Origin of the sequence: Streptomyces asiaticus (assembly GCF_018138715.1) — a bacterium.
In the GTDB taxonomy this organism is placed as follows: Bacteria; Actinomycetota; Actinomycetes; order Streptomycetales; family Streptomycetaceae; genus Streptomyces; species Streptomyces asiaticus.
Genome location: NZ_JAGSHX010000006.1, coordinates 5324318 through 5342705 on the forward strand (window position 1 = coordinate 5324318; position 18388 = coordinate 5342705).

11 protein-coding genes are annotated in these 18388 nt (G+C 73.6%); 6 read left to right on the forward strand and 5 right to left on the reverse strand.

From position 1 onward, the window contains the following. Positions 1-66: 66 nt before the first annotated feature. Complete coding sequence (locus KHP12_RS30215) at positions 67-756, reverse strand: hypothetical protein (protein ID WP_211833930.1); 690 nt, start codon at positions 754-756, stop codon at positions 67-69. Positions 757-964: 208 nt separating this feature from the next. After that, positions 965-1408, reverse strand: a complete 444-nt coding sequence (locus KHP12_RS30220) for a hypothetical protein (RefSeq protein ID WP_086883679.1) — start codon at positions 1406-1408, stop codon at positions 965-967. A gap of 89 nt (positions 1409-1497) precedes the next feature. On the opposite strand from KHP12_RS30220, the gene KHP12_RS30225 reads away from it, so the two are divergent. After that, positions 1498-2655 carry a rod shape-determining protein gene (locus KHP12_RS30225; RefSeq protein WP_086883678.1) on the forward strand — a complete coding sequence of 386 codons (1158 nt, stop codon included), beginning with the start codon at positions 1498-1500 and terminating at the stop codon, positions 2653-2655. A gap of 237 nt (positions 2656-2892) precedes the next feature. Beyond that, positions 2893-5493 (forward strand): DUF6049 family protein, encoded by a 2601-nt coding sequence (locus KHP12_RS30230; protein WP_211833931.1) that lies wholly within the window; start codon positions 2893-2895, stop codon positions 5491-5493. A 119-nt stretch (positions 5494-5612) separates the two neighbouring features. Here the strand turns inward: KHP12_RS30230 and KHP12_RS30235 are convergent, their stop codons facing one another. Next, positions 5613-6884, reverse strand: a complete 1272-nt coding sequence (locus KHP12_RS30235) for a nucleotide sugar dehydrogenase (RefSeq protein ID WP_086883677.1) — start codon at positions 6882-6884, stop codon at positions 5613-5615. Between the two features lie 197 nt (positions 6885-7081). Here KHP12_RS30235 and KHP12_RS30240 point away from each other — a divergent pair, with 197 nt between their 5' ends. Then, positions 7082-8788 carry a glycerol-3-phosphate dehydrogenase/oxidase gene (locus KHP12_RS30240; protein ID WP_086883676.1) on the forward strand — a complete coding sequence of 569 codons (1707 nt, stop codon included), beginning with the start codon at positions 7082-7084 and terminating at the stop codon, positions 8786-8788. A gap of 15 nt (positions 8789-8803) precedes the next feature. On the opposite strand, the gene KHP12_RS30245 is transcribed toward KHP12_RS30240, so the two are convergent. Then, positions 8804-9967, reverse strand: a complete 1164-nt coding sequence (locus tag KHP12_RS30245; RefSeq protein WP_244203067.1) for a serine hydrolase domain-containing protein — start codon at positions 9965-9967, stop codon at positions 8804-8806. Between the two features lie 200 nt (positions 9968-10167). Here KHP12_RS30245 and KHP12_RS30250 point away from each other — a divergent pair, with 200 nt between their 5' ends. Then, positions 10168-12174 carry a serine/threonine-protein kinase gene (locus tag KHP12_RS30250; protein ID WP_086883674.1) on the forward strand — a complete coding sequence of 669 codons (2007 nt, stop codon included), beginning with the start codon at positions 10168-10170 and terminating at the stop codon, positions 12172-12174. Positions 12175-12331: 157 nt separating this feature from the next. Beyond that, positions 12332-15343, forward strand: a complete 3012-nt coding sequence (locus KHP12_RS30255) for a serine/threonine kinase C-terminal domain-containing protein (protein WP_210609686.1) — start codon at positions 12332-12334, stop codon at positions 15341-15343. A 153-nt stretch (positions 15344-15496) separates the two neighbouring features. Here KHP12_RS30255 and KHP12_RS30260 read toward each other — a convergent pair whose 3' ends face one another. Continuing rightward, complete coding sequence (locus tag KHP12_RS30260; protein WP_086885287.1) at positions 15497-17044, reverse strand: AMP-binding protein; 1548 nt, start codon at positions 17042-17044, stop codon at positions 15497-15499. A 177-nt stretch (positions 17045-17221) separates the two neighbouring features. Here KHP12_RS30260 and KHP12_RS30265 point away from each other — a divergent pair, with 177 nt between their 5' ends. Further along, positions 17222-18385, forward strand: coding sequence for an acyl-CoA dehydrogenase family protein (locus tag KHP12_RS30265; protein ID WP_037953010.1), 1164 nt, complete (start codon positions 17222-17224; stop codon positions 18383-18385). The last annotated feature ends 3 nt before the right edge of the window (positions 18386-18388 follow it).

The window sequence follows — 18388 nt, forward strand, 5'->3', positions numbered from 1 at the left end:
TCAGTAAGGGGAAGGCCCCGACCGCCTCGCGGTCGGGGCCTTCCCCTCGCTGTGTGGGCTGTGGGATCAGCGGTTGCTGATCCGGTAGGCGGTGCCGACCGCGGCCACCGGCGCGAGCGCCATGAAGATGTAGGTCAGCGCGTCGGAGTTTTCCTTCCACGACTTCCACAGGTCGCTGAAGTGGTCGAAGAAGATCTCGTTCGAGGAGAGCACCTGGCTGCTGGCGCCGCCGCCGATCTTGTCGGCGTAGTTGCTCAGCACATCGTGCAGGATCATGGCGTAGCCGTAGAGCTCGCCGAGGAACACCGCGGCCAGGGCCAGCACCGCGCCGACCACCCACAGTCCCGTGTTACGGCCGCCCAGCTTGGCGACCGCCAGACCGATGAGCGCGCCGACGACCACACCGGCGTACGCGAACTGGGTGACCTCCGGCGGGGTCTTGTCCGTGTTCGCCATCGCGCTCAGCAGGAACGCGTAGAGGAACGCGCCGACGACCGTGGCCACAAGGGCGGCGCCCACCGCCAGCAGCGGGTTGCCCGGGCGGCCGGCCGGCGGCGCGGGGGGCGGGAAGCCGCCGCCGTACTGCGGCTGAGGCTGCTGGGGCTGCTGCGGCTGGCCCTGCGGGTAGCCGTAGCCGGGCTGCTGCGCGGAGCCGTACCCACCGGCCTGCTGGGGCGGGGCGGGCTGCTGCGGATAGCCGCCCGGCTGCTGCGGGTACCCGCCTGGCTGCTGTGGCTGCTGCCAGTTCTGGCTCATGGAATTCCCCCGGGGATGAAGGTGTTGAGACCGCGTTCCGGGGACAGCGCGGCTGATGAGCGGCTGCGGGCTGGGAACGCGGAAGGAAACTATCGAGCCATAAAACTAACAGGCAGGCATGACAATCAGACAAGTTGTGTCCGACGTCCGTGACATGGCTGGGACCGGACGGAGACACGCTGGCCCGGCATATGCGGATTCGTCGCCGCTATTCGGCGATGCGCTTCGCGACGAGGTAACCTTCCGCTCCCGCCACGGCGTAGAAGGTGATGTCGTTGCGCCCCAGGATGTGATCGCGCCAGTAGTCCGCCACCAGCCCGAAGTGCTCGGTCAGGGTGTCCGTGGTGGGCCACGAGCTCTCGTCCCCCATCAGTACCGCGGCGCCGATCAGTTGCGCCAGCGAGACGCTGACCACGGCCAGCGGTATACCGACGAGCGCCAGCAGCGGCGCCCGGCCGCCCAGCTTGCCCAGCGCGGCACCGGTCAACAGCCCGATGCACAGGGCCCAGTAGCCGACCTCCTGGCCACGGTGGCCGATTTTGCCCTGGATGAAGCCGAAGACCAGGGCTCCGAGCAGGGCCGCCGCGATGCCCGCCGCGAGGCCACGGGCCGGCCGCGCGGCCTGAGCTGCGGAGGAAGCGGACACGATCATGTCCGCAAGGTAGCAGTGGTATAGCCGCACGGTGGTACGAATGACATCAGTGCCGGGACAGAATCCGGCATAAGCAATAATGTCAACTTATGGCGCAGAACAAGTCGTTCAATGGGCGTGACATGGGTATCGACCTCGGCACCGCCAACACACTGGTGTACGTACGGGGCAGGGGCATCGTGCTCAATGAGCCGTCGGTTGTGGCCGTGAACACAGTCGACGGCAGTGTGCTGTCGGTGGGTTCGGCGGCCAAGGAGACCATGGGGCGGACACCGACGAACATCGTCGCCGTACGGCCGTTGCGCGACGGCGTGATCGCCGATTTCGAGATCGCCGAGCGCATGCTGCGGTACTTCATCAAGAAGGTCATGGGCAGCCGTCGGCTCGGCCGTCCCCGGGTGGTGGTCTGTGTGCCCTCCGGGATCACCGGTGTTGAGCGGCGCGCGGTGATGGAGGCCGCCACCCAGGCCGGGGCGCGTCAGGTGCATCTGGTCGAGGAGCCCATCGCGGCGGCGATCGGCGCGGGGCTACCGGTGAGCGAGCCGACCGGCTGCATGGTCGTCGACATCGGCGGCGGTACGACGGAAGTCGCCGTGGTCTCGCTCGGCGGCATCGTCACCGCGCGGTCGGTGCGCACCGCGGGCGACGCGATGGACGTCGCGATCAGCTCCTATGTGAAGAAGCAGTACGCGCTGGCGATCGGTGAGCGGACCGCGGAGGAGATCAAGGTCTCCATCGGATCCGCCTCGCCCACCGGACCGCTGTCCGTACCGCGGGTCTCGGAGGCCGTCCGGCGGCCCGAGCGGAATGTGGAGGTGTTCATCCCGGGCCAGAGCGGGGACAACGAGGACACCCAGGCGCTGCTGCCGCCGGACCGCTGCGCCATCCGTGGCCGGGACCAGGCGACCGGGCTGCCCAGGGTGCTCGAACTGACCTCGGACGAGGTGCGGCACGCCCTCGCCGAGCCGGTGGACAGCATCGTCGCGGCGGTGCGGGCCACGCTCGACGAGACCCCGCCGGAGCTGGCGGGCGACATCATGGACCGCGGCATCGTGCTGACCGGCGGCGGGGCCCTGCTGCGCGGCCTGGACGTACGGCTGGGGCGCGAGCTGAACATCCCGGTGCTGGTGGCCGACGACCCGCTGGACTGCGTGGCCATCGGCACCGGCCGCTGCGTGGAGGACTTCGCCTCGCTGCGCACCGCGATGGACGCACGGCCTCGTCGGCCGGACGCCGTGCGGGTGTGACGCCCAAGCGCTCCGCCGGGAATGCCCCGGCATGCCGTCGAGCGTCCTGCGGCGCCGCCGTGGCCGGTCGCCCACGCGGCGCCCCGTGCCCCTTCGGGGCGCCGTTCGCACCGCGGCCGATTTCCGCGATCCGCTGAGGACGCCTCGGGGCGGCCCCGGCGGGTCTCCCCGGGGCGGCGGCCTTGGGCGTGCGGCCTCGTCCCCGGCGTGGTGGGCTGGTGACACCGCGTCGGTCCCGTGCGGCGCGGGCGGACGGCAGGCGCGGGCGTCGAGGTGGTGGTCGTGGGGCGCGGCAGGACGTACCGGCGGGCGGTCGTCGCGACCGCCACCACGATCCTGGTCGCGATCACTTCCGCGCTGTCGACGCCCGCCGGGGCGGCGGCGATGGTCCTGGCGGACGGCCGGGAGGTTGATGGCGCGGCCGTGACGGCGGTGCAGGGCCGCGTGCCGTACGGAGCCGTTCCGGCGGACGGCCGTGGGGCGCGCGGCGGCACGCCGCACGGCCGTGGGCCTGACGGCACTACGGCGGACGGTCGTGGGGCTCGCGGCGGCACCATGGCGGACGGTCGTGGGGCGCGCGGCGGCACCATGGCGGACGGCCGTGGGGCTCGCGGCGGCACTACGGCGGACGGTCGTGGGGCGCGCGGCGGTACCGCGGCGGACAGCCGAGAGGCGCGCGGCGGTACCACGGCGGGTAGCCGAGAGGCGCGCGGCGGTACCGCGGCGGGCAGCCGAGAAGCTCGCGGCGGCACGCCGCACGGCCGTGGGCCTGGCGGCGCCGCCATGGACCACGCCCCCTCCCGCCGGTACCCCGTCTCCGTCGAGCTGGCCTCCCTCACCCCTGCCGTGGTCCGTCAGGGCGGCGAGCTGAGGATCAGTGGGCGGGTGACCAATACCTCCGGGCGGCGGGTCGGGGCCGCGCGGATCGGGGTGCGGATCGGGGCCTCCGGGGCGATCGACACCCGGGGCGGGCTCGCCACCGTGGCCCGTCGTACGCTCCTGACCCGGGCCGACGGCCCCGAGGTGGCCGACCGCACGGCCCGTCTCGCCCCGCTGCCCACCGGCGCCGAGCGGGGCTTCCGGCTCACCGTGCCCGTCCCCGACCTGGAGCTGGACGGCGCCGGGGCGTACGCGCTCACCGTGCACGTCGTCCGCGCGGACGGCGCGGGCGCCGGGACCGTGCTCGGGCTGACCCGCACCCATCTGTCCGCGTATCCCGACGCCACCCGGCTGGAGCCGCTGCGCACCACCGTGCTGTGGCCGGTCCTGGACACCCCGCGGATGGAGGCGCTGACCCTGCGCACCCAGGACAGCGTGCTGCCGGTCTTCCGCGACGATCAGCTGACCGCCGCCTTCGGGCCGGGCGGGCGGCTGCGGCGGCTGGTCGAGATGGGCAGGGGGCAGCCGGTCACGTGGGTGCTCGATCCGGATCTCATCGTCCAGGCGCGGGCCATGGCGGTCGGCTACCGGGTGGCCCGTACGCCAGGTGACACCGATCCGCAGCAGGCCACCGAGGGGAAGGGCGGTGCGGCGGCGGCGGGCTGGCTGGCCGCGCTCCGGGCGGCGGTCCGGGGCCGGGAGGTGATCGCGCTGCCGTACGCGGACCCGGATCTGGCCTCGCTCGCGCGCGGCGGCGGCGCCCCGCTCGCCGGGCTGCTGCGCCGGGCCTCGCGCACCGGCCGGAGGGCGGTGGACCGGGTGCTGGGTGTCCACGCGCGGGCCGGTGTGGGCTGGCCCGCGGGCGGTGAGCTGGACGACGGGATCGCCCGGTACGCCAAGGGGCTCGGCCTGGACACGGTGCTCGCCTCGGGCGCCGGGGTGGCCTCCGCCGGTGAGCTGGTATCCGAAGGGGCCACCGACGACGGCGCCGTCTCGCTCGAGGGCGGCACGACCGCGCTGCGCTACGACGCGGCGATCGCGTCCCAGCTCTTCGCGAGCCACCCGGCCGCGGGCGCCTCCGGCGCGCCCGCCCGGCTGCGCCTGCGCCAGCGGCTGCTCGCCGAGACCCTCACGGCCGCGCGGGAGCTGCCGTACGCCCGCCGCGAGCTGGTCATGGTGCCGCCGCGCCGGATGCCGCTCGCGGTCGGCCGGGTGCTGCTCACGGTGGTGGCCGAGGGCCGTAAGGCGGGCTGGCTTGAGCCTGCCGGGTTCGCGGCCGCGCTGCGCAAGCCCACGACGGGGCGGCTGCGCGGCTTCGACGGCTATCCGCTGGCGCGCCACGCCTCCGAGCTGCCGCCCTCCCGGCTCGCGGCGGTGGTCCGGGACCGGCTGCGGATGCGGGCCCTGGCCAAGGTGCTGTCGGACGCGCGGGCCACCGCCGCGTCCGTAGGGGCCGCGCTGGCCCGCTCCGTGGCGACCGCCTGGCGCGCCGACCCGGCGGGCGCGGCCTCGTATCAGCGGGGGGTGTCCCGCTATCTGACCGCCTCGATCGCGTCGGTGCGGCTGGTGCCGAAGTCCACGGTGGTGGTGACCGGGGGCTCGGCGACCATCCCGGTCACCGTCGACAACGGCCTCCAGCAGGACCTCACCGGGGTGGAGCTCAGGGTCCTCTCCAGCCGACCCGAGCGGCTGACCGCCCGGGACCGCGCGATGCCGGTCCAGGCGTCGCGCGCGGTGAGCCGTACGGTGCGGATACGGGTGGAGGCGTACGCGAACGGGCCGGTGCGGCTGACCGCCCAGCTCTACACCACCGCCGACGGCCGACCCTGGGGCGCGCCGATGACGTTCACGGCGGATGTGCGGTCGGTGCCGTCGGGAGCGGTGATCTTCGTGCTGGGCGGAACGGCGCTGATCGTGCTGGCGGTCGCGTTCCGGCTGCGGCGTACGCGGCGCCCATGACCGCACGCGGAGCCAATGACCGCGTACGCGGATCCGGTGACGGCGTACGCGGGGTCGGCGGATCCGGTGACGGCGTACGCGGAGCCGGTGACGGCGGGGTCCAGAACGAACCCCGCGCCTCACAGCCGGTGCGCCATCCCCGCCGGCCCCGCCCCCCGGGTGTCCAGCAGCAGCTGGGCCTTCACCGACAGCCCCTGGAGGTCGTAGGTGCGGTGCGGCTGGAGCAGCACGGTCAGGTCGGCGTCGGCCGCCGCCTCGTACACCGAGTCGGCGCGCTCCACCTCGCGCCCCAGCACCCGCCAGCGCGTGACGTACGGATCGTGGTAGCTGAGCCGGGCGCCCAGCTCGATCAGCCGGGAGGCGATCTCCCGGGCGGGCGAGCCCTCGGCGTCGGCGACGTCGGCCTTGTAGCCGACGCCCAGCAGCAGTACGTGCGCCCCGCGCGCCGACTTCCCGTACTCGTTGAGCAGGGCCGTGCAGCGGCGCGTGACATAGCCCGGCATCCGCCCGTTGACCTGCTGCGCGAGCTCCACCATGCGCAGCGGGATGCCGAGGCCGCGCTGGGGATCGGCCATATGCCCGTGGTCGACCGGCACGCCGTGGCCGCCGACGCCGGGGCCGGGGCGGAAGGACTGGAAGCCGAACGGCTTGGTCTCGGCGCAGCGCACCACGTCCCACACATCGACGCCGAGGTCATGGCAGTACACCGCCATCTCGTTGACCAGGGCGATGTTGACGTGCCGGTAATTGGTCTCCAGGACCTTGACCGTCTCGGCCTCGCGCGTGCCACGGGCCCGGACGACCTTCTCGGTGAAGCGCCCGTAGAAGGCGGCGGCCGCCTCGGTGCAGGCGGGGGTGAGGCCGCCGATGACCTTGGGGGTGTTGGCGGGGCCGTGGTCGCGGTTGCCCGGGTCGTGGCGGCAGGGGGAGTAGGCGAGGTGGAAGTCGCGCCCGGCCCGCAGCCCGGATCCCTCCTCGAGGAGCGGACGGAGGAATTCCTCGGTGGTGCCGGGGTACACGGTCGATTCCAGCAGAACGGTGGTGTGCGGGCGCAGCCTCGCCGCGAGCGTGCGGGCCGCCTCGCCGACCGCCGACAGATCCAGTCTGCGGTCGTCCCCGAGCGGGGTCGGGGCGCAGATCACAGCGGTGCGGACGCGGCCGAGCTCGGCGGGGTCGGCGGTGATCCGGAAGCCCTGGGAGGCCATCCGGCGCAGCTCGGCGGCGGAGAGCAGGCCCTCGCCCGAGCCGGCGGGCAGCCGTCCGGCCCGGAGGTCGGACGCCGCGCGCGGATCGGGGTCGTAGCCGACGGTGCGGACGCCGGCGGCGGTGGCCGCCCGGGCGAGAGGAATACCGAGATGACCGAGTCCGATGACGGCGAGATCTGCGGGCATGACGTCGTGTCGTCCTTCCCGGGACGATGTCGGATGGCGCAAAGGCAGACTAAGCGGAAATATGACTCGTATTCAGTATTGGTGAGAGGTGTTGACACGGTGTCGCGTCGATGGCCGGAGCAGCGGCATGGCACGGAGGGGAGAAAGCCAGGAAAATCGGCAGGGCGGCGTGGCGTCGATCACAACGGGAGGCAGCGGTGAAAACACCGGCACTGGGACCGGCCGAGCGCGGCGAGGCGCTGGCCCGGATGGCGGACCGTGAGCTCGACGTGCTGGTCGTGGGCGGCGGAGTGGTCGGCGCGGGCACCGCGCTCGACGCCGCGACGCGGGGCCTGGAGACCGGTCTGGTCGAGTCGCGGGACTGGGCCTCCGGGACCTCCAGCCGGTCCAGCAAGCTGATCCACGGCGGACTGCGCTATCTGGAGATGCTGGACTTCGCACTGGTGCGCGAGGCGCTCAAGGAGCGCGGGCTGCTGCTGGAGCGGATCGCACCGCACCTGGTCAAGCCCGTGCCGTTCCTGTATCCGCTGAAGCACCGGGTCTGGGAGCGGTTCTACGCGGGCTCGGGCGTCGCGCTCTACGACGCCATGTCGATCTCCTCCGGGCACGGCCGCGGACTGCCCGCCCACCGCCATCTGAGCCGCGGCCGGGCGCTGCGCGTGGCCCCCTGCCTCAAGAAGGACGCGCTGGTCGGGGCGTTGCAGTACTACGACGCCCAGATGGACGACGCCCGCTATGTCACCACGCTCGTGCGCACGGCGGCGGAGTACGGCGCCCATGTGGCGAACCGCGCGCGGGTGGTCGGCTTCCTGCGGGAGGGCGAGCGCGTGGTCGGCGCCCGGGTGCACGACCTGGAGCAGGGCGGCGAGTTCGAGGTCCGGGCCCGGCAGGTGGTCAACGCCACCGGGGTGTGGACCGACGAGACCCAGGCGCTGATCGGGGAGCGCGGCCAGTTCCACGTGCGGGCCTCCAAGGGCATCCACCTGGTGGTCCCCAAGGACCGCATCCACTCCACGACCGGGCTGATCCTGCGCACCGAGAAGAGCGTGCTGTTCGTGATCCCCTGGGGCAGGCACTGGATCATCGGCACCACGGACACCGACTGGGACCTGGACAAGGCCCATCCGGCCGCCTCCAGCGCCGATATCGACTATCTGCTGGAGCACGTCAACGAGGTCCTCGCGGTGCCGCTGACCCGCGACGACGTGGAGGGCGTCTACGCCGGGCTGCGCCCGCTGCTGGCCGGGGAGTCGGACGCCACCAGCAAGCTCTCGCGCGAGCACACCGTCGCCCATCCGGTGCCCGGCCTGGTGGTGGTCGCGGGCGGCAAGTACACCACGTACCGGGTGATGGCCAAGGACGCCGTGGACGAGGCGGTGCACGGCCTCGACCGCCGGGTCGGGCCCTGTGTCACCGAGGAGATCCCGCTGGTCGGCGCCGTCGGCTACAAGGCGCTGTGGAACGCCCGGGAGCGGATCGGCCGGCAGTACGGGCTGCACGCGGCGCGGATCGAGCATCTGCTCAACCGCTACGGCTCGGCGGCGCAGGAGGTGCTGGACCTGATCGCGGGCGACGGCTCGCTGGGGAAGCCGCTGGCCGGGGCGGAGGACTATCTGCGCGCCGAGGTCGTTTACGCCGCCTCGCACGAGGGGGCCCGCCATCTGGACGACGTCCTCACCCGCCGCACCCGCATCTCGATCGAGACCTTCGACCGCGGTACGCGCTGCGCCCGTGAGGTGGCCGAGCTGATGGGGCCGGTGCTGGGCTGGGCCCAGGACCAGCTCGACCGGGAGGTCGAGCACTACGAGAAGCGGGTGGAGGCGGAGCGCGAGTCGCAGCGTCAGCCGGACGATCTGACGGCGGACGCGGCCCGGCTGGGCGCGCCGGACATCATCCCGCTGTAGGAGGGGGCACGTGTCTTACCGGCGAGGACAGAACTCGGCCTCGAGCAGGGACGTTTCGGCGGTCAGACCCGAGGCGGCCGTGCTGTTGAGCCGGTAGGCGAGGCTGTGGCGGCCGTCGGGGGCGGTCACGGCCAGCGCGTAGGAGCCGTTGATCTCGCCGTTGTGGCCCCACAGCGTCACCCCGCACGCCAGCCGCACCGGGAACAGCCCCATGCCGTACCGGCCGTCGGAGGCGGAGGTGTTCCGCATCTGCCGCAGTTCGGCCCGGGGCACGACCTTGCCGCGCAGCAGACCGGGGAGGAGGCGGGTCAGATCGCCGAGCGTGGAGATCAGCTCCCCCGCGGCCCCGGCCGAGGAGGGGTTGAGATCGGTGACATCGCGCCGGGCGCCGCCGTCCCCGGCCCCGCCGTCCCGCGTGTACGCGCGGCCGTGCGGGTCCGGGAGGTCGGTGCGGGTGCCGGGGAAGGAGGTGCCGTGCAGCCGCAGCGGGGCGAGCACGTCGCGCCGGGCCTCGGTCGCGTAGGAGCGGCCGGTGACCCGCTGGACGACCATGCCCAGCAGCACGTAGTTGGTGTTGGAGTAGCGCCAGCCGGCCCCGGGCGCGAAGTCCGGGGGGTGCGCGACGGCGGTCCGCACCAGGGAGGCGGGGGTGCGGGTGCGGCCGGCCGCGGCCGACAGCTGACGCGCCAGCGCCGGGTCGGCGGTGTAGTCGAACAGCCCGCTCGTCTGGTTCAGAAGCTGACGGATCGTGATGGTCCGGCCGTCGTTGCCCTGGCCGCGCACCAGACCCGGGAGGTGCTCCTCCACCGTGTCGCCGAGGCCGAGCCGCCCCTGGGCGGCAAGACGCAGCGTCACCGCCGCGATGACGGTCTTGGTGAGGCTGCCCGCCCGGAAGTGGTCGTTCCGGTGGATCCGGCGTCCGGTGCGGACGTCCGCGACCCCCGAGGCGAGGTACCGCGTGCCGCCGCCCTCCCGGCGGATGAGCACCGCGGCCCCCGGCGCGTCGCCCTGGGCCGCCAACCGCCGTACGGCGGCGTGCAGGACACCGTCACGGCCGCCCTCGGCGCCCGGGCTCGCGCTCGCCCGCGGGGCCGCTTCCCGGCCCGGCTCCGTGGCCGCCGCGCCGCAGCCGGACAGGACGAGCGCGAGGGCGGCCGTGAGCGCCACGGCGGTCGGCATACGGCTCCGCCTGTGCCATCGTATGGCGGAGATGGGCATGACACGGACCTCCGTTTCCTGCGTACTTCCAGATGGTCGCAGGTACCGCGGTGGCCGCCACGCCGCGCCCCGGACCCGGGGCGGTTCCGGGTCCGCGGATGAGAGACAATGGACGCTCTCCCAGGGTGGGTTCAGGGTGGGTAGATTTGCAGAGGGGTCGCATGTCGGAGGCTGAGAAGACGCAGGGTTCGACTGGGCGCCTCCTCGCCGGGCGGTACCGGCTCGGGGAGATTCTCGGTCAGGGCGGCATGGGCACGGTCTGGCGTGCGAGTGATCAGACCCTCGGCCGTACGGTCGCGGTCAAGGAGCTGCGCTTCCCGTCCAGCGTGGAGGAGGACGAGAAGAGACGGCTCATCACCCGTACGCTGCGCGAGGCGAAGGCGATCGCCCGGATCCGCAGCAACGGCGCCGTCACCGTCTACGACGTGGTCGACGAGGACGACCGCCCGTGGATCGTCATGGAGCTCATCGAGGGTCGCTCCCTCGCCGACGTCGTCCGCGACGACGGCCCGCTGACCCCCAAGCGCGCCGCCGAGGTCGGGCTCGCCGTCCTCGATGTGCTGCGCGCCGCCCACCAGGCGGGCATCCTGCACCGCGATGTGAAGCCCTCCAACGTGCTGATCTCGGACGACGGCCGGGTCGTCCTCACCGACTTCGGCATCGCCCAGGTCGAGGGCGACCCGTCGGTGACCTCGACTGGCATGCTCGTCGGCGCGCCCTCCTACATCTCCCCCGAGCGGGCCCGCGGCCACAAGCCCGGCCCGCCGGCCGACCTGTGGTCGCTGGGCGGGCTGCTGTACGCGGCGGTGGAGGGCGTGCCGCCGTACGACAAGAGCACGGCCATAGCGACCCTGACGGCCGTGATGACCGAGCCGGTGGAGCCGCCGAAGAACGCGGGCCCGCTGGAGGAGGTCATCTACGGCCTGCTCACCAAGGACCCGGACCGGCGGCTCGACGACGCCGGGGCGCGGACGCTGCTGGAGCACGTGGTGAACGGGCCCGAGGTCACCAAGGCCCCCGCCGACGCGACCCGCACGATGAGCCTGCCGCCCGCCCCGTCGAAGGAGGACGAGGCCGCCGCCGAGGCCAAGGAGACGGCCGCCGCGGAGCGCAGGCGCGGCGCGCTGAAGTCGGTGCGTAACGCGGCTGCCGCCGCGGCCGCGAAGAAGTCGGGGGACGAGAGCAAGGCGGAGCCGGAGTCGGCGTCGGCTTCGGAGTCGGCGTCGGCTTCGGCGTCGGGCGCGAAGTCCGGAGCGGCGGGCTCCGGAGCGGCGGGCTCCGCGTCGGACGCCGCGACGCCCGTGGCCGCGCCCAGCCCGCGGCCTTCCCTGCCGCCGCGCGCCTCGATCACCGATGTGGTCCCGAAGCGCACGCTGATCATCATCGCGGTGGTCGTGGTGCTCGCCATTGTGGCCACCGTGCTCGCCGTCGTCCTGAACGACGGCGGGGGTGGCGGCGACAAGGCCAAGGGCTCCTCCGGCGGCGACAAGTCCGCCTCCGCCGGGTCCTCGGGCGGCTCCAAGGAGGGCCAGGGCAAGGACACCGACAAGACCGGCCAGTCGGCGGGCGAGTCGCCGAAGGCCGGGACTTCCGGCGGCAAGCAGAGCGGTCAGCCGGACGCCTCCAAGGGGTCGGACGACAACTCGGGCAAGGGCGGCGAAAGCGGCGACAACAGCGGTAAGGGCAAGGGCGACGGCGGTAAGGGCGGTCTGCCCGACGGCTACAAGACCGTCAAGAGCTCCGACTTCCCGTTCAGCATGGCCATGCCGGAGGGCTGGTCGGTCCACCCCGGAAGCTATTCCGGAAGCCGTAAGTACTACGGCGGGTCCAGCATTCCGCGTATTCAGATCGACTTCACCAACGCGCCGAAGTCTGACGCGGAGGCGGACTGGCGCAAGGGCGAGGAGAACGCCCGCCGCACCATGTCCGGCTACAAGGGCCTCGGCATCAAGTCGGTGGACTGGCGGGGCTATCCGACCGTCGCGGACTGGGAGTTCGAGCGACTCGATCGGGACGGCAAGCGGGTCCACGTCATCAACCGCGGCTTCAAGGCGGACGGCAGCCATGGCTTCGCCATACTGATCACCTGCGAGGCGAGCAAGTGGGACGACAAGGAGTGCGCCACCCTCCGGCAGACCGCCTTCGACACGTTCAAGATTACGGACTGAACACTCCTGTCGGCGAAGCGTCGTTCGGGCACGTATCGTGAGAGGCCCTAGACTGTGCGCAGCCGCAGGAACCCGCCAAAACGACCATATTTGAAGGGTTTCAGGCTGCGCTGACCGCTGATGAGGGCGGCGCTGGTCGCGCGCTTGGGGAGGCGTCGTGGAGGAGTACGCGGGCCGGGTGCTGGCCGACCGCTATCGCCTGCCCCTGCCGCCCGCCGACGAGTACGAACTCGTCGAGACCCGCGCCTTCGACACCTACAGCGGACAGGAAGTCCATCTGCGGCAGATACCGCTGCCTGAGGTCGTCGACGCGGAAGTCGTCGACGACAGCGCGCGGTGGGGCGGCGGGCCGTCGGGGCGGAACGGCACGTTCGCCGGTGCCGGGCGTACGGCCCGGGGCGGCGGAGACCCGGCCGTCCGGCGCGCCATCGCCGCGGCGACGTCCGCCGCGCAGATCCCCGACCACCCCCGGCTCGGCCAGGTCTTCCATGTCTTCGCGGAGGCCGGAAGCCTGTGGATCGTCAGCGAACTGGTCTCCGGCCGCCCGCTGGCAGCGCTGCTCGCGGAGGGCACGCTGTCCCCGCACCGCGCCGCCGAGGTCGCCAACGACATCCTTACGGCGCTGCGCGCCCTGCACGCCCACGGCTGGGTCCACCGCAACATCACCGCCCGTACGGTGCTGTTGTGCGATGACGGGCGCGCGATGCTCACCGGGCTGGCGGCGGGTGCGGCGGAGGAGGCGCTGTGCGGCTACGACCCCGTTCCGGCGCCCGCGTCCTCGCCCGCTGTGTCCGACTCCGACTCCGACTCCGGCTCCGGCTCCGGCTCCGGCTCCGGCTCCGAGGATGGACCGTCGGCTGACGCCCCGGCATCCCTGCCGCCGGGCCCGGCGGGTTCCGGCGACCACCCGGACGCGGCCGTGCGGGGCCCGGCCGAGCGGGGCCCGGCCGAGCGGGGCCCGGCCGAGCGAGGGGACGAAGGGCGCGCCGCCATCCCCGGGGCCCGTACGGCCGAGGGAGGCGAGGCGCGGCCGCACGGCGGACCCCGCTACCACGACCAGGGCGCCGCGGGAGGCTTCCGGCCGCCGGGCCGCCCTTACGGTGGCCATGAACCGGGGGGCGCGGCGCGGCCCGACGAACCCGCGGGCGCGGCCTGGCCCGACACCGACGGCCGGGAACACGGCGGCCAGGGCACATCGCCGGGCCTGCCCGAGCCACGGTCGCCTTACGGCGACCACGGGGCGATGGAGGCGAGTCCGGGGCCTGGTGCGGGCGGTTCGGCGGGTCCGGACGTGGGCGGTTCGGCAGGCGGGGGCCCGGGTGCGGGCGCGGGCGTCGGTGGTCCGGTGAGGTCCCGCCCCGGCGGTCCGGTGTACCGGGATCAAGTGACGCTCGGCCCGGGGGCCGGTGGGCCCATGGCGCCTTACCGGGACCAGGCGGCCGCCGGTGGACTGCCCGGGCCGCGACGGGCCGGACAGCCGGGGCAGCCGGGGGACCGGGAGAGCGAACGGGGCGGCGCCGCCGCCGATGCGCCGAACGCGGCCGCGCGGGCGGCGCGGGCCAGCGCCATCGCCGCCTACGCGGCGGGCGCGCGCGCCGCCGCACGGGCCAACGTCGACGCGGCCACCCGCTCCCCGCACGCCCCCGAGCCCGCCCCGATGCCCGCCCCCGCCCCCGCCCCCGAGCCCGACCCGGAGCCGGTGACCGGCGGCGCCCGCTGGCCCGGTCGGCCGGAGGCCGCGGAGAGCGCCCAGCCGTCCGCCTCCGAAGGCCCGTCCGCCCCCGAGGGCGGCTCCTGGGACTCCGGCGGAGCCACCGGCGGCGGCCCCGCCACCGCGCTCGCCGCCGAACGCGCCCGCCAGGCCCGTATCGTCGTGGTCGGCGCCGTCACCGAGCGGTGGGCGCCCGAGCAGGCGGGCCCGGTCCATGAGAACTGGCGGCTGGCGCCCCCGGTCGGCCCCGCCGCCGATCTGTGGGCGCTCGGCGCGCTGCTGTTCCGCGCGGTGCAGGGCCATGCCCCGTACCCGGAGGAGAACGCCGCCGAGCTGGTGCAGATGGTCTGTGGGGAGGCGCCCGCGTACGCGGAGGAGTGCGGTCCGCTGCGTCCCGTCGTCGAGTCGCTGATGCGCCAGGACCCCACCGAGCGCCCGGACTTCGAGGAACTGCGCGGCTGGCTGCGGTCCCTGATCCGGTCGGCGCCCGAGCCGGACGTCGGCATCAGCACGGTCACGGTGCCCTCGCTCGGCTCCAGTGGCGCGTCCGACCCCCGGCGGCTGCCGATCGTCCGCAGGCGGGGCTGGCTGGTGCGCAGGGGCCGGGGCCGCCGCCCGACCGCGGCGGTCGACGCGCCGGCGGGCCATGCGCGGCACCGGCGGGACAAGCGCGAGAAGCGGGAGCGGAGAGAGCCCCGGGAGACCCGGCAGGCACCTCCGGCGCCCCCCACCCAGCGCAAGCCGCGCAGACTGGGGCGGATGCTGCTGCTCCTGATCCTGCTGGGGCTGGCGGCCGCGGTGCTCTACGCGATGATGTTCCTGCCGCGCTCCAAGGACGACGGCGGCCAGGAGCGTACGGGCTCGGCCGGTGCGCCCAGCGCGGCGCCGCACGACCCCGCGGACGGCGACAAGGGCGACGGCGACGAGGGGGAGGCCGGAAAGCCCTCCGACCCCGTCGACACCGGCGACCAGGAGCCGCAGTCCACCGACCCGGCCGGGCTGGCGAAGGGCTACGCGGTCCGTAAGGACCCCAAGGGCTTCAAGGTCGCCGTCCACGAGGGCTGGACCCGCCGGGGCGAGAACGGCCGCGGCCAGATCCGCTACATCGGCGGCGACTTCGAGCTGGTGGTCGTGGCCGGACGGGACAAGATGTCCGAGTTCGGCGGCGACCCGATGGCGTACCAGCAGGACCGCGAGGCCGAACTGTCCGCCTTCCGCGGCTCCTCCTGGGCCTCGTCCTCCGGGCTGCGGCGGATCGACGTCGGCCGTACGGCGATGGCGGAGGGCGCGTTCACCTGGCGCGACAGCAGCGGGCGGAATGTGTACGCGCGCAACCTCGCGATGCTGATCGACGGCCGCTACCACGTGGTCCTGGTCATCGGCCCGTCCGATGAGCGCCGGGCGGTCAACCAGTACTTCGACCAGGCCACGGCCACGTACAGCACGACCAACGGCTAGGGCGCTTCCGGGTCCCCGCCGCGGGGCAGGGCCTCGCCCTGGACTCCCGGGGCCTGGGGCGGAGCCCCAGTTGTGGGAAGGGGCGGGGAGGGGGAGCATCGATATGCGGCTCCGACGCGTGGCCCGCCGCAGGCGCCACGGTCCGCCGGCCCCCTAGGCGGCGCCCCCCGCGAACCGCTCCCGCAGCTGGTATTTCAGCACCTTCCGCAGCGTCTCGTTCCGCGGCAGGGCGTCCACCACCTCGAGCCGCTCCGGCAGCTTGTGCACCGACAGCCCGGCCTCCCGCAGATACGACACGACCTGGCCGAGCGTCAGCGCCTCCGCTCCGGCCGGCTGCTCCACGACGGCGCAGACCAGCTCGCCCCGGTCCGGGTCGGGCAGGCCGATCACCGCCACATCGCCCACGTCCGGGTGCTGGTACAGCAGCTGCTCGATCTCCTTGGCCGAGATGTTCTCGCCCTTACGGATGATGATGTCCTTGACGCGGCCGGTCAGCACCAGATGGCCGCTCTCCGTAAGGTGGCCGAGATCGCCGGTGAGGAAGAAGCCGTCCGCGTCGAACGCCTTACGGGTCTCGGCCTCGTCCAGATATCCGGCGCAGACCGCCTCGCCGCGCAGCCGCACCTGACCGTCCACCACCCGGATCTCCATCTCCTTGGGCGGCCGGCCCTCGGTGGTGGCGAGGTTCTCGTCCGTGTCGTCCGGCGCCCCCATGGTGATCATGGGGACTTCGGTCATCCCGTAGCCGTGGGTGAGGGTGCAGCCCAGCTCCCGTACGACCTCGTAGTAGAGCCCGGGCGGTTTGGGCGCGCCGCCGCCCGCGAGGAGCCGCAGGGTGGGGATGAGCCGGCGCGAGGGGTCCTTGCGCTGCTCGGCCAGGAACATCGAGTAGAAGGCGGTGCTGCCGCCCGCGACCGTCACCCCGTGCCGCCGGTAAGCGGGCAGCGACTCCGGCAGTGAGAAATGCTCGAGCAGCACGGCCGGGAAGCCGTAGAGCATCAGCATCACGGTGTAGTCGGGCCCCGCGACATGGGCGTACGGGAAGGCCATGGATCCGATATCGTCCGGGCCGAGCCGCAGCGCGTGGGCGAGGCAGGCACCGGCGGTGATGAGGCTGCGGTCGGTGTGCAGCACGCCCTTGGGGTCGGAGGTGGTGCCCGAGGTCCAGTAGATCCAGCGGACGGCTCGTCCGTCGGTGGGCGGTGGCGGCAGCCGCGACGCCTTGGGGTCGGCGACCGGCAGCGTGTCGTACGCCTCGAAGACCATCGGCGGCTCGGGCAGTTCGGCGGCGAGGCGGCGCGCCATCGCGGTGTGGTCGAAGCCGCGCCACCGGCCGGGCACGGCGAAGAACCGCGCCCCGGACGCGCGGAGCGCGAACCGCACCTCGCGGTCGCGGTAGTACGGGATGAGCGGGGTCTGTACGGCGCCGAGCCGGGCGAGCGCCATGGTCAGTACGACCGTCTCGATCCGGGTGGGCAGCTGCCAGGCGACCCGGCTGCCTGGGCGTATCCCCAGCCGGTACAGCCCGGCGGCGGTCCGCTCGGCGCGGGTGCGCAGGGCGCCGAAGGTCAGCCGCCGGTCATGGCGGGCGGAGGCGGTGGCCTGGAGCAGGACGGGGGCGTCGGGGGTGAGGGCGGCGCGGCGCTCGAGCAGTTCCCACAGCGTCGCCGAGCCGCCGAGCTCATGCGCGATGTCGGTCATCCCGGCCTCGGTCATCCCGGCCTCGGTCATCCCGGCCTCCCGTGGGGCGGTAGCTGACGACCCATCAGATAGTGCTGGAAGCGTAAGGGTGTGTGGCTTGTCGGTCCAGGGGGCGCGGACTAGCCTGCCGAAGCCCACCTTGTCTGACGAACCATCAGAAACGGAGGTCGGCCGCTGATGGATCTCACCTACACGGAGGACGAGGAGGACTTCCGGCACCGGCTGCGCGCCTGGCTCGCCGAGGTCCTGCCCAAGCTGCCGGACCGCCCGCATCCGGCCGACTGGCCCGGCCGCCGCGCCTATGACTGCGGCTGGCAGCGCATGCTGCATGACGCGGGCTACGCCGGACTCCACTGGCCCGAGGACGCGGGCGGCCGGGGCGCGACGCCCACCCAGCATCTGATCTTCCTGGAGGAGACCGAGCGTGCCGGTGCGCCCTATGTGGGCGCGGGATTCGTCGGACTGCTGCACGCGGGCCCCACCATCGCCGCCGAGGGCACCCCCGAGCAGCGGGCGCGCTGGCTGCCGCCGATCCTGCGCGGGGACGAGGTCTGGTGCCAGGGGTTCTCCGAACCGGACGCCGGATCCGACCTGGCCTCGCTGCGCACCCGGGCGGTGCGGGACGGCGATGAGTACGTCATCAGCGGAAGCAAGATCTGGACCTCGCACGCCGAGATCGCCGACTGGTGCGAACTATTGGTGCGCACCGCGCCGGTAAACGCCGACACGCCGAAGCACCGGGGCATCACCTGGCTTGCGATGCCGATGGACGCGCCCGGGGTGACGGTGCGGCCGCTGCGAACCCTCGCCGGTACGGCGGAGTTCGCCGAGGTGTTCCTGGACGAGGTACGGGTTCCGGTCGGCCACCGGGTCGGGGAGGAGAACGACGGCTGGCGGGTGACCATGGTGACCCTCTCCTTCGAACGCGGTACGGCCTTCGTGGGCGAGGTGGTCGCCTGCAAGCGTGTGCTGGAGGCGCTGGCCAGGACGGCGCGGGCCAACGGGCGCTGGGACGACGCGGTGCTACGGCGCCGGTTGGGGCGGCTCGCGGCGGAGTGCGCGGCGCTGTGGCGGCTCACCCAGTGGAATGTGAGCGAGGCGCAGCGCACCGGCGGAGTGCCGGGCGTCGGCGGTTCGGTCTTCAAACTGCGCTACTCGCAGGTGCGGCAGGAACTGTACGACGCGGCCGCCGAGGTGCTGGGGCCGGACGCGCTGGACGCGGGGCAGGAGTGGGTCGCCGACCGGCTCTCCTCGCTCTCGTACACCATCGCGGCGGGGACCTCGCAGATCCAGCGGAACATCGTGGCCGAGCGGATCCTCGGCCTGCCGAAGGGACGGTGAGCG

Excerpts from the sequence above, each read along its gene's own strand:
- KHP12_RS30215 (WP_211833930.1), bottom strand. The coding sequence starts at position 756 with ATGAGCCAGAACTGGCAGCAGCCACAGCAGCCAGGCGGGTACCCGCAG.
- KHP12_RS30220 (WP_086883679.1), bottom strand. The coding sequence starts at position 1,408 with ATGATCGTGTCCGCTTCCTCCGCAGCTCAGGCCGCGCGGCCGGCCCGT.
- KHP12_RS30225 (WP_086883678.1), top strand. The coding sequence starts at position 1,498 with ATGGCGCAGAACAAGTCGTTCAATGGGCGTGACATGGGTATCGACCTC.
- KHP12_RS30235 (WP_086883677.1), bottom strand. The coding sequence starts at position 6,884 with ATGCCCGCAGATCTCGCCGTCATCGGACTCGGTCATCTCGGTATTCCT.
- KHP12_RS30245 (WP_244203067.1), bottom strand. The coding sequence starts at position 9,967 with ATGCCGACCGCCGTGGCGCTCACGGCCGCCCTCGCGCTCGTCCTGTCC.
- KHP12_RS30250 (WP_086883674.1), top strand. The coding sequence starts at position 10,168 with ATGTCGGAGGCTGAGAAGACGCAGGGTTCGACTGGGCGCCTCCTCGCC.
- KHP12_RS30260 (WP_086885287.1), bottom strand. The coding sequence starts at position 17,044 with ATGACCGACATCGCGCATGAGCTCGGCGGCTCGGCGACGCTGTGGGAA.
- KHP12_RS30265 (WP_037953010.1), top strand. The coding sequence starts at position 17,222 with ATGGATCTCACCTACACGGAGGACGAGGAGGACTTCCGGCACCGGCTG.